11 protein-coding genes are annotated in these 11928 nt (G+C 38.2%); all 11 read left to right on the top strand.

Annotated elements, in window-relative coordinates:
* On the top strand, positions 1 to 1068 hold a 1068-nt coding region (locus tag F959_RS16730), incomplete at its 5' end, for a YadA family autotransporter adhesin (protein WP_004878805.1).
* 230 nt (positions 1069 to 1298) lie between these two features.
* The gene (locus tag F959_RS07575) at positions 1299 to 2306 is read left to right on the top strand and encodes a quinone-dependent dihydroorotate dehydrogenase (protein WP_004878806.1); all 1008 of its coding nucleotides are present in this window, start codon (positions 1299 to 1301) and stop codon (positions 2304 to 2306) included.
* A 1-nt stretch (position 2307) separates the two neighbouring features.
* On the top strand, positions 2308 to 2901 hold the full coding sequence (locus F959_RS07580; protein ID WP_004878807.1) for a CvpA family protein: 594 nt from the start codon (positions 2308 to 2310) through the stop codon (positions 2899 to 2901).
* Positions 2902 to 2941: 40 nt separating this feature from the next.
* Entirely contained in the window at positions 2942 to 4480 is a 1539-nt protein-coding gene (purF, locus tag F959_RS07585; RefSeq protein ID WP_004878808.1) for an amidophosphoribosyltransferase, read from the top strand.
* Between the two features lie 103 nt (positions 4481 to 4583).
* Positions 4584 to 6473: a M48 family metalloprotease gene (locus F959_RS07590; RefSeq protein WP_019384191.1), complete on the top strand. Its 1890-nt coding sequence runs from the start codon at positions 4584 to 4586 to the stop codon at positions 6471 to 6473.
* A 128-nt stretch (positions 6474 to 6601) separates the two neighbouring features.
* Complete coding sequence (locus tag F959_RS07595; protein ID WP_004878810.1) at positions 6602 to 7402, top strand: undecaprenyl-diphosphate phosphatase; 801 nt, start codon at positions 6602 to 6604, stop codon at positions 7400 to 7402.
* A 112-nt stretch (positions 7403 to 7514) separates the two neighbouring features.
* The gene (locus F959_RS07600; RefSeq protein WP_004878811.1) at positions 7515 to 8312 is read left to right on the top strand and encodes a PaaX family transcriptional regulator C-terminal domain-containing protein; all 798 of its coding nucleotides are present in this window, start codon (positions 7515 to 7517) and stop codon (positions 8310 to 8312) included.
* Between the two features lie 120 nt (positions 8313 to 8432).
* Positions 8433 to 9416: a fatty acid desaturase family protein gene (locus F959_RS07605; protein ID WP_004878812.1), complete on the top strand. Its 984-nt coding sequence runs from the start codon at positions 8433 to 8435 to the stop codon at positions 9414 to 9416.
* A gap of 53 nt (positions 9417 to 9469) precedes the next feature.
* Positions 9470 to 9886 (top strand): PaaI family thioesterase, encoded by a 417-nt coding sequence (locus tag F959_RS07610; protein ID WP_004878813.1) that lies wholly within the window; start codon positions 9470 to 9472, stop codon positions 9884 to 9886.
* 122 nt (positions 9887 to 10008) lie between these two features.
* A complete protein-coding gene (locus tag F959_RS07615) occupies positions 10009 to 10785 on the top strand; it encodes a hypothetical protein (RefSeq protein WP_004878814.1) in 777 nt (258 codons plus the stop codon).
* Positions 10786 to 10797: 12 nt separating this feature from the next.
* Entirely contained in the window at positions 10798 to 11922 is a 1125-nt protein-coding gene (locus tag F959_RS07620; protein ID WP_004878815.1) for a toxic anion resistance protein, read from the top strand.
* Positions 11923 to 11928: the final 6 nt, after the last annotated feature.

The following is an 11928-nucleotide window of genomic DNA, read 5'->3' on the forward strand; positions in this document are numbered from 1 at the left end:
GACAAGGGAGATAAAGGCGACACTGGAGCGACAGGTAAGAGTGCTTATGAAATTGCGGTTGATAATGGCTATACGGGCACAGAACAACAATGGATAGAGGGACAGCAAGGTCAAGGTGGCTCGTCACCATTCTTAGATGCGAAAGCTAATGAATCTAGTACTGGTGCAAAAGCGACAGGTGCAGGTGCAACAGCATTGGGCGATGGTGCTATAGCTGATGGCAATAATAATACGGTTGTTGGTTCAGGAGCATCTGCTACAGGAGAATCGAATACTGTAGTGGGTAAAGGTAACAAAGTTGAAGGAAATCGCTCAGGGGCATTCGGCGATCCAAACGTAATTCAGGCAAACGACAGTTATGCTGTCGGCAATGACAATACCATCACAGGGGATAGAACTTTTGTTGTTGGTAATAATGTAAATACTTCAGCTAAAAATGCTGTTGTGTTGGGTAATGATTCTGCCTCAGATCGAGATAACACTGTATCAGTTGGCGCTTCAGGTCAAGAGCGTCAAATTATTCATGTCGCAGCGGGTGTTCAAGATACTGATGCAGTTAACCTCAAACAAATGAAAGATGCTGATGCAAAAGTTCTAAGTGATGCTAAAACGTATGCTGATGTTGGTGATCAGGCAACTTTAAGTAGCGCTAAAGGTTATACAGATAGCCGTGAAACCGTCATGCGACAAGAGTACAAAACTGCTGATGCTAAAGTATTATCAGATGCGAAAGCTTACACTGATACAAAAGTGACTGATCTAGAAAATAGTTTTAGGGATGTATCAAATCGTGTAGATCAAACCAATCAAACCGTTAGAAAGAATCGTGATATTGCTGCACAAGGTATTGCAGGTATTAGTGCGATGACAAATATTCCGATGCCTGCAGAAGCAGGAGCTTCAACTGTTGGTGTAGGTATGGGTTATTACGATAGTCAGTCCGCGATCGCAGTGGGAGCAAGTCATTACTTTGATAATGGTGTCGCAATTAAAGGCGCATTCTCAACTGGCTTTAATAATGGTAATACAACCGCTGTAGGTGCTGGTGTTTCCTATTCTTGGAAATAACACATCATGTATGAATAACAAGTAGGTAAGTACTCGAAGGTACTTACCTACTTTTATTTGATAGAGATGTAAATAAAAAATAGAGGATTTGTATCGACTTATTTTCATAGTTGTATATTCAAGGAACATTAAAGCAACGACTCTACAAAATAAGCGCTTGTCAGGCATGGCGTTTTGTTAAGCCTATGCCTATAATATGCCTACTTGAAAATCAGTAGACTGTGATTGGTATGTTATATTCATTGGCTCGCCCTTTGTTGTTTACTTTAGCACCAGAGCGTGCACATGAACTCACACTTTCTATGCTTGATAAAGCGCATAAGTTGGGTTTTATGCATCAAAAAGTTGCTGCAAAACCTGTAACTTGCATGGGTATCGAGTTTCCAAATCCTGTTGGTCTGGCCGCGGGTTTGGATAAAAATGGTGCGCATATCGATGCTTTAGCAGCATTAGGTTTCGGTTTTATCGAAATTGGTACAATCACTCCGCGTCCTCAAGCCGGCAATCCTCAGCCACGTTTATTCCGTATTCCTGAAGCAAAAGCCATTATTAACCGTATGGGTTTTAATAATGATGGTGTTGATAAACTGATTGAAAATGTTAAATCATCAAAGTTTAAAGGGATTTTAGGAATTAATATCGGAAAAAATGCGGATACTCCTGTCGAAGAAGCTGTTTCTGATTATTTGATTTGTTTAGAAAAAGTATATAATTACGCTTCATATATTACAGTCAATATTTCCTCTCCAAACACTAAAAATCTGCGTAGCTTACAAAGTGGTGATGCACTTACAGAGTTATTACAAACTTTGAAAGATCGACAGCTAGAACTTGCTGAACAATATAATCATTATGTTCCTTTAGTGCTCAAAGTTGCTCCTGATCTTACACCAGAAGATATTTCATTTATTTCAGCTCAACTCATTCAGTTCAAAATTGATGGTCTTATTGTGACGAATACGACGCTTGGTCGTGATGGTGTTGAAAACCTTCCAAATGGTAATGAGGCAGGCGGATTGTCTGGTGCACCAGTATTTGAAAAGAGTACTGAGTGTTTACGTCAATTTTCTAAAGTGCTGAACGGACAGATTCCACTCATTGGTGTTGGTGGTATTTTAAATGGTGAGCAAGCTGTAGCAAAACAGCAAGCAGGAGCGAGCTTGGTTCAAGTTTATAGTGGCCTTATTTATACAGGTCCAACGCTTATTAAAGATTGTGTTAACGCGATGACAGTGTGAAATGAACACGCTTGATATCATTATTCTGATCATTTTGCTCATTGGAGGGCTAAACGGTTTGCGTCAAGGATTTATTAAAGCCTTTGCGAACTTGGTCGGATGGATATTTGCATTGATCATTGGGGCAAAGTACGCAGTTATATTGGCACCTGCAATGAGCAGTCTCAGCCAAGACCCTGTTGTGCAAAAAATTGCAGCTTTTGCTTTTATTGTATTGATCATTGTTGTGTGTACATGGATTGTTAGCGCACTTTTAAATGGGCTCTTGAAAAGTTTAAAACTGGGCCCATTAAATCGTTTAGCAGGTGGTGCTTTTGGCTCTCTAAAAGGACTATTGATTGTTCTGATCGCCATGCAAGGTGTAGGACCTTGGGTGGATAGTTCTCCCCACTGGAAACAGTCAAAATTAATTCAGATTTTATTACCTTATGCTCCTTTGGCGACTGAAATTTCCAAAGATGCTGCAAATCAAGCTTTAGATCAAATGAGGTCTGAAGGTGCGCTATTGCATCGCCCTTCAACTGAAATGGACGAGTCAGAACGTGCTGCTACGGATCAGCGCGCTGATCATTCGACGAAAAATCCTTTTTATTAATTGGGGTCAAACCCCGTTCCTAGCTTGTCGCGAGGTTGCTATGTGTGGAGTTGTTGGGATAGCCGGTAAATCGCCAGTGAACCAAATGTTATTTGATGCCTTGACGATGTTACAACATCGTGGACAAGATGCAGCAGGTATTGTTACTTGCCATCAAGGGCGTTTGTTCCTCCGCAAAGACAACGGTATGGTGCGCGATGTATTCCATACTCGTCATATGCGTGCTTTGCTTGGTAACTATGGTATTGGACACGTACGTTATCCAACAGCGGGTTCTTCTAGCAGTGCAGAAGCGCAACCATTTTATGTAAACTCACCTTACGGTATCACGCTTGCACATAATGGTAACTTAACCAACGCAGCTGAAATTCATGATGATCTGTTTAAAACAGATTTACGTCATATGAATACTGATTCTGACTCAGAAGTATTACTTAACGTATTTGCGCATGAGCTACAGAAAATTGGTACTTTAAATCCAACACCTGAAGATATTTTCCATACGGTTTCTCGCGTTCATGAGCGCTGCAAAGGTGCTTATGGTGTAGTTGCGATGATTACAGGGCATGGTTTGGTTGGCTTCCGTGATCCAAATGGTATCCGTCCGTTGATCTACGGCTCAAGAGAAACTGATCAAGGTACAGAATATATTATTGCTTCAGAGTCAGTTGCAATTACTGCGCTTGGTTTCAAAATTGAACGTGATATTGCACCAGGTGAAGCTATCTTTATCGACAGCGAAGGTCGATTATTCTCTAAGCAATGTGCAGTTAATCCTGAATACCGTCCATGTATTTTTGAATACGTTTATTTTGCTCGTCCAGACGCAACAATTGATGGTATTTCAGTTTATAAAGCTCGTTTGAAAATGGGCGAAAAGCTTGCGCATAAAATCCTAAAAGAATGGGGTGAGGAGCATGACATTGATGTTGTGATTCCAATCCCTGATACAAGCCGTACATCAGCTTTAGAGTTGGCAAATATTTTAGGCGTGAAGTTCCGTGAAGGTTTCATGAAAAACCGTTATATCGGTCGTACCTTTATTATGCCAGGTCAGCAACAACGTAAAAAATCAGTTCGTCAAAAACTGAATCCGGTAGAGCTTGAATTTAAAGACAAAAATGTTCTTTTAGTCGATGACTCAATTGTACGTGGTACAACGTGTAATGAAATCATTCAGATGGCGCGTGACTCTGGTGCGAAAAAAGTATTCTTTGCCTCAGCAGCACCGATGGTGAAGTATCCAAACGTGTATGGTATTGATATGCCAGCAAAATCTGAGCTTATTGCTTCTGATCGTACAGTTGAAGAAATTCGTGAAATTATCGGTGCAGATCGTTTAATTTTCCAAGAAATTGAAGATCTGAAAAATGCAGTGCGTACAAGCAAAGTTCCTGATTTAAGAGAGTTTGACTGTTCTGTCTTTGATGGTGTTTATGTTGCTGGTGGCATTGATAACGACTATTTAATTAACCTTGAGTTAAAACGTAGCGATACAGCAAAGAAAAAAACTGATGGTTATATTGATGTAAATATTGATGCAGCTTCAGTTGATTTAACAGGTATTAAAGAAGAGTAATCATTTTAATATCCAGAAAAGCGGGAATTTCCCGCTTTTTTATTTTATGATACAGAAGGCGCTAATGCCTCGGATAGAAACAATGTAATAAGGAAAATTTACATTGAAAGAAATGAGCCATTATTTAATTGAAAATAAGAATATTGCGTGGTCAGTTAGTTTCTGTATTCTCGCAATGTTATTAACCGTCTTTATTCTCAATTTAATTTTGGGTTTGGTGGTGCATTTCTTTGATTACACCCAGCTGATTTGGTGGCATGTTCTCAGTCCGTATTTCATCTTTCTGCTTTTCTTTGTCTTAGTTTGGTCTGTTTGTGCTGAGCTTTATGTGTTGCGTGAAGGTGGACATTCGCTTGCCAAGCAATTAAAAGCTCGTCGTCTTGTTTTTGATGAAAGTACCCCTGAAGAAAGCACCGCACTTAAAGTAGTAGAGCAAGTCGCGCGTAGTTTTGCAATTGATACACCAGCAGTGTATGTATTGCCCGATGAAGTCGGTGTTAATGCCTTAACAGCAGGATTTAAATCACAGGATATTGTGATTATTCTAACTTGGGGTGCTTTGCAGAACTTAGATGAACTTGAGCTGTATGGCTTACTTAGTTATGAGTTCAATCAAATTCTATCTGGTGAAGCTGTTGAAAACACCAAGCTTAAAATTTTATACAGCGGACTAACAACGTTCAGTCAATGGGGAAGTAAATTAGCTCAGGCAGGCTATAACCCTTATGCAACTTCCTATCGAAATAAGTTTGAAACGATTTTCGTGGCAATCGGTGGCGTGATTTGGCTGATTGGTAGTTTGGGTATTTTAATTACTCGTTTAATCAAATATTTGACTTTGAGTGGTCGAACTTTCCGTAATGATTTGAAAACCATGCGGTTGATGAATAACAATGCCAATATCCAAACGTTATTAAGAATTTATGTGCATCATACTGGTTCGCAGATTCATAGTGCTTATTCTGAATCAATCTCGCATATGTGCTTTGCCAATTCATTGAGTCCGCAAAGCTGGATGAATATTCATCCAAGTATTAAAGATCGTATCTACGAACTGAATCCAACACTGTTGCAAGATTTACAGCTAGAAAATCTGCGCAAACTTCGAAATCGACCATTATTCAGTTTGTTTCGATCATTAGAAGAAGAAATTACCGATATTACGACACCTTGGAGTTCACCGCAGCCTTTACCTTTATTGCGTTTGTCTCCAATTAGTTTTGCGTTGAATGATGCCATTAAGCCTTTGAATCCTGAGATGCGTAAAAATAAAAAGCGTCCAGAGTTAATCCAACGTGCTATGCAGACCGCAACGGGTTCTAGAGAAGTGATGGTGGCGATCTTGATGATTCGTCAATATCGAGAGTTTATTCCTCAAGATGCACCTGTGAGCCATGCGATTGTAGATGCTTTGTTGAATCTTGATGGCCGTATTCATGTGCAAATTTTCCATGATGCTTGTAAAAATATTGGTCATATGCCAACCAGTATTGCCCGTCAATTTTTAACTAAGCTTGCTTGTATCATTCAGGAAGATGGCGAAGTTGGTTTACTTGATGCTTTGCTACTTGAACGAGTCAAACATGAGTTAAATTTGATGCCTGCACATTTACCAACAGCTATTGAAGATGTTAAATCGCAGATTGTTCATTTGGTTGATGCATTATTGCATGTTCAACAAATCAATAGTCCGAATCAGTTAGAAGTGCGTGAACGTATTTTAAGAAAGATTTTAACTGCTGTTGAAATGCAAACTTTTGCTGATATTTCAGATGAACCTTTAGATTTAGCTGAAATCCTAAATGATGTCTCAGGCCTGTTATTACGTGATCGTCTAAATATCTTGGCGATTGCTGAACGCTGCTTGTGGAGTGATCGGATTATTACTCAGGACGAGCTAGATGTTTTGGAATTGCTGTATTGGCGTTTAGGATTTGATACCAAAGATGTTGTTGAACAAATGCAAAAGAAAAACAGCTTGATGATTATCTAGAATCTACTGATAAATTTTTGCTTATTGTGCTGTCAAAATTATTACGTGACAGTCACATAAAATATTCTTATTTACATGTAAGCTTGCCATTTATTTTTATTTTTGTATTTACGCTTTTTGAGTAAGTTATGGAACATATTGAAATTTTAAAAGCCTTATTTTTAGGTTTTATCGAGGGTCTTACCGAATTCTTACCCATTTCAAGTACAGGGCATTTGATCTTATTTGGTCATATGATTGACTTCCATTCTGATGATGGTCGTGTATTTGAAGTTGTTATTCAGCTGGGTGCAATTTTGGCGGTATGTTGGTTATACCGCCAAAAGATTGTGGACTTGATTAAAGGTTTCTTTAGTGGAGATACTGAGGCAAGACACTTTACCTTTAGTGTTTTATTGGCTTTTATCCCTGCTGTCGTGATTGGTATTTTCGCTGTTGATTTCATCAAAAGTGTATTGTTTAGCCCACTTGTTGTGGCAATTGCTTTGATTGTCGGTGGTTTAATTATTTTCTGGGTTGAGTCGATTAAGTTTGATCATAAAACCACTGAAGCAACAAAAATTACCTATAAACAAGCATTTTTAGTGGGTTGTGCGCAGTGTGTTGCAATGATTCCTGGAACATCTCGCTCAGGTGCAACGATTGTCGGTGGAATGTTCTCTGGCCTATCTCGTAAAGCAGCAACCGAGTTTTCTTTCTTCTTGGCAATGCCAACCATGTTAGGTGCAGCTGTATTTGATTTAGCACGTAATGCGGATGTCCTGACGCAAGAAAACATGCTGAATATCGGTGTTGGTTTTGTGGCGGCATTTATTGCAGCGCTACTTGTAGTGAGTGCATTAGTAAAGTTTGTTGAACGTCATACTTTGCGTGTGTTTGCTTGGTATCGTATTGTGCTTGGTATCATTTTATTGTTCATTTTCCTATAAATAATTAAAAAATAAGCCTCTTTTAGAAAGATGACTAAAAGAGGCAAATTCTAAGTTAAACTGTTTCACCTTAATTTCGCTCTTTTTATTTTTAAACTGGTTCAATAGCAACATGACAATAGCAAAAATGAATGCCCGGGATTTGATCATTGATTTACTTCTAGGGTTACAAGGTCGTGAGATCTCGATTAAACAAATTATTATTGCAGGGAAACTTTTTGAGATTAGTGAAAATAGCATACGGGTCGCGGTAACTAGATTATCTGGTGACGGTGTCATTGAGGCGATTGAACGAGGGGTTTATCAATTTACACTGCAATCACATGAATGGGCAGATGTGATGCTCAACCGTAAGAACGGAATTAAACAAACCAAAAAATGGAATCAGCAATATTTAGCTGTGTTTACAGGTGAGTTGGGTCGTGTCGATCGTACCGCTTTAAATCGTCGAGAACGAGCGTTAAAACATTTTGGTTTTAAAGAATTAGAGCAAGGGATTTATATTCGTCCAGATAATTTGGCAATTTCATTTGATCATCTTTTTACTGAATTAAAAGCTTCAGGCTTAGAGAGTAGTGCCAAGATTTGTCAGATTTCTCATTTTGATCAAGACACAGTAGAAAAGATCTATCAGTTATGGCCAATAGAGCATCTCAATCAGCACTATAAAAAATACAGTCAAATGATTCAGGAGTGGTTGCTGACGGTAAGTCAATTAAGCTTGGAAGCAGCAGCTAGAGAATCGTTATTACTCGGTCGCCAAACGATTTCACTATTAATGAACGATCCGTTATTGCCCAAAGATTTTGTTGATGTGCAACTAAGAGATCAATTTGCGACAAGCGTTCAACAGCTAGATCGAACAGGTTTGGAATTGTGGCAGAAGTTTTATGAACTCAGTTTAGAGTAAAGATTGATTACAAATATTACTAAAAAATAAATTTTAATAGATTGACAGAAATATTACTTAATTTAAAATAAAATTAAGATTTATGTATTTATAAAATTAGAACAATTGTAGGTAAGGGATATGAATACGCGTATAGCAATCAGTGATTTATTCACGAGAGATGAAATAACGGAATTAACAACTAAATCAGATTTGCATGGTGGCTGGGCTGTTTTTTCTACTTGGGCAGTCATTGGCGGTACTTTTGCTACCGTGGCCGGATTTTGGGAATATTTACCGAATTGGGGAAAATTATTACTCTGTATTGCTGCGCTAATTATTCTGGCAGGTCGTCAGTTAGCTTTGGCAATCATCATGCACGATGCTTCTCATCAAAGTTTATTCAAAACGAAATGGTTAAATGACACTTTAACGGACTGGTTGTGTGCTCGTCCAATCTGGAATGATTTGCATAAGTATCGTGCCCATCATCTGCGTCATCATAGTAAGACTTCTACAATGGATGATCCTGATTTATCGCTTGTAACAGGATTTCCGACGACGAAGAAATCGTTAATGCGTAAATTTATACGTGATTTATCTGGCGTGACTGGATTTAAGTTTGCAGTTGGTCGGGTATTGATGGACGTTGAGAAAATGGAGTGGACGGTGTCGAATGACCGTCGTTGGATTTATCAAGAAGGTCGTCGTTGGTTTGATTATCCCAAAACATTCTTAAAAAATAGTGGTGGTGCGATTGTAACCAATGCAGCTTTATTTTCAGCTTTATGGGCATCAGGGCATCCTAAACTGTATGCACTTTGGGTGCTGGCTTATTTGACACCATTTCCATTGTTTTTGCGAGTTCGTTCGATGGCTGAACATGCTGGTATGGAGACCAGTCATAGCGCATTAACCAACACACGAACCACAAAGGCAGGCTATATTGCTCGGGCTTTAGTTGCACCAATTCATGTGAATTTCCATAAAGAGCATCATTTGATGGCTACTGTTCCATATTTCAAATTGCCAAAGATGCATCAAATGTTACGCGATAAAGGCCATGTCGATGAAGCGCCGACATATTGGCAAGTTTTAAATGAGCTTTCTAATCAAGCCGAATAAAATTTGAAACGGATATCTTAAAAAAACATCACATTGAAAAATTTGGAAAGCAGATGAAGATTGGAAAACATGAAATTATTGATTTTTTGGCTCAAGAGTTTCCACAAGCACTTAAAAAAACCAGCATTGAAGAAATCACCGATAAAGGCGCTCAGTTATTGTATCAAATTGATGCTGATGACTTGCGTCCTGGACAAACGGTTTCTGGTCCAACACTGATGTTGGTGGCTGATTTCTCGCTCTATGTGGCAATCATGGGTCATATTGGTTTGGTGACGATGGCCGTTACAACCAACATGACCATTAACTTCTTTCGAAAACCGAATGGGAATCAAAATATTCGGGCAGTGTGTAAACTGATTAAAGTAGGTAAAACATTAGTTACAGGTGAGGTTTGGCTCTATTCTTTAGATGATGATGAGCCTGTCGCTCATGTGATTGGAACCTATGCGATTCCACAAAAATCATAAAATCTTTAAAAATAACAATCAGCAATCGTGCAAAACATAACAACAATTCAGTATGCGAAATAGTAAGAACATGCTAAAAATAGAATGTTCAAATTTATTTGTTCTTATTATTTTCTATTTCTATGACCATACCGCTTGATTTAATTCCTTTATCACAGCTTGACATAAATCAAGAACATATCTTGGCGATTAAGCGTAATGATTTAGTCCCGTTGCTGAATGATCCGCATCGTTTAAATCATTATGCTGATCATTTGGTGCAAGCTCAAAGCGTACTCTTAAATGGTGTTGATCCTAAATTGAATCAGCAATTGAGCGAAGTTATTCATCAAATTATTCAACAACTGTCTCGTTCGAATAAGTATCTGGGTCAACGAAAATTTAATGTATTGCAAAAATGGCTAGGGATCGACATCGAGTACGATGCTGGTCAGATCAAATACCTAAAGAATTTTGATCGTTTAATTGATGAGGCAAATTATCTCAGTCAAAAATTACAGATAGAGATTCAAAAATCTCAATCACGGTTACAGCAGGTTGTCGGTTTAAGAGAGCAAATGGCTGAGTATATTCGTGCTGCTGAAGAGTTCTTGCAAGAGTATCCTCAGTTCAGTAAGCAACAAACTTTAGATCACTTTGTAGAGCGACTGTCTAAAAAAATAAACACCTTACAAACCTTACAAACCAGTAATGATATTGCATTAAAACAAATGCAGTTATCACAACATTTATCATTTAGCTTATTAGATCGTTTTAAAGAGGCGCAGCAGGTTTTGATTCCAGCATGGCGCTATCATTTGGAACAAAGTCGAGAGAGCAATTCGACAAAGACACTTGAACAGTTGGATAAAAGCAGAGAACATCTCATTCAAAATCTTAAGAAATCATTACAGAAATAAGAGGGGAATATTATGTCTAATTCAGAACTGAGCAATTCATCAAATGAACTGGTTGTTAATCAAGAGCAACGCTTTGAACAACTTAACTTGAAAGAATTGGGCTTACAGGTTCAAGACTTTGCAGAAGTAATGGATGCACATCAAGAGCTTGCTGACATTAGTACGACAGTTGTTGCTGAATATGGTAAAAATATTGCCAATAAAACATCTACATATACAGATGAGTTGCTTAATCTTGTTCAAAACAAAGACTTAGATGCAACTGGGCAAAAGCTAAATGAAGTTGTGCAAGTTGCACAGCAGTTGAATACGACAAGCATTTTAAATAAATCAAAGAGTTCAGGATTCTTTGGCGGATTGCTAAGTAAGTTTAAAGGTGCAAAGCAAAGTTTTGACCAACACTTTAATACGACAAAAGAACAGATTGATGTTCTTGTGAAAGAAATTGAAAGTTCTCAGTCTGGTTTGAAAGCACGGGTTGGAACTTTGGACAAAATGTTTGATGCCGTTCAAGATGAATATAAACAACTTGGTGTTTATATTGCTGCTGGACAATTGAAGCAACAAGACATTCAACAACAGATTTCAACACTTACAACTCAAGAGCAAGATCAACAGACAACACAGCAGATTTATGATTTAAATCATTTGGCAAATAATCTGGAAAAGCGAGTCAGTGATTTGCAGGTTTTACAACAATCTGCAATGCAAACTTTGCCGATGATTCGGATCATTCAATCCAACAATTTAATGTTGGTTGATAAGTTCTATGCGATCAAAAACATTACGCTTCCTGCATGGAAAAACCAGATTAGCTTAGCGATTTCATTGCAGGAACAAAAAAATAGTGTGCAGTTAGCCAAAGCAATTGATGACACGACAAATGATTTATTGCGTCGAAATGCTGAATTATTGCATCAAAACTCGGTCGATACCGCAAAAGCGAATCAGCGCTCGGTTATTGATGTCGAAACCCTTGAACATGTGCAAAATACCCTCATTAAAACTGTAAATGATGTGATTCAGATTCAGAAAGAGGGGATGCAAAAACGTGCTGAAGCAACGACACGTTTACGTGCATTACAAGAGAGTTTGAATCAATTGGTTCTAGAAAATAGCCAATCTTTTCAATCATGATTTAAG

Source organism: Acinetobacter venetianus RAG-1 = CIP 110063 (genome assembly GCF_000368585.1).
Taxonomy (GTDB): Bacteria; Pseudomonadota; Gammaproteobacteria; order Pseudomonadales; family Moraxellaceae; genus Acinetobacter; species Acinetobacter venetianus.

Excerpts from the sequence above, each read along its gene's own strand:
- F959_RS07610 (WP_004878813.1), top strand. The coding sequence starts at position 9,470 with ATGAAGATTGGAAAACATGAAATTATTGATTTTTTGGCTCAAGAGTTT.
- F959_RS07580 (WP_004878807.1), top strand. The coding sequence starts at position 2,308 with ATGAACACGCTTGATATCATTATTCTGATCATTTTGCTCATTGGAGGG.
- F959_RS07605 (WP_004878812.1), top strand. The coding sequence starts at position 8,433 with ATGAATACGCGTATAGCAATCAGTGATTTATTCACGAGAGATGAAATA.
- F959_RS07620 (WP_004878815.1), top strand. The coding sequence starts at position 10,798 with ATGTCTAATTCAGAACTGAGCAATTCATCAAATGAACTGGTTGTTAAT.
- F959_RS07600 (WP_004878811.1), top strand. The coding sequence starts at position 7,515 with ATGACAATAGCAAAAATGAATGCCCGGGATTTGATCATTGATTTACTT.
- F959_RS07595 (WP_004878810.1), top strand. The coding sequence starts at position 6,602 with ATGGAACATATTGAAATTTTAAAAGCCTTATTTTTAGGTTTTATCGAG.
- F959_RS07615 (WP_004878814.1), top strand. The coding sequence starts at position 10,009 with ATGACCATACCGCTTGATTTAATTCCTTTATCACAGCTTGACATAAAT.
- F959_RS07575 (WP_004878806.1), top strand. The coding sequence starts at position 1,299 with ATGTTATATTCATTGGCTCGCCCTTTGTTGTTTACTTTAGCACCAGAG.
- purF (WP_004878808.1), top strand. The coding sequence starts at position 2,942 with ATGTGTGGAGTTGTTGGGATAGCCGGTAAATCGCCAGTGAACCAAATG.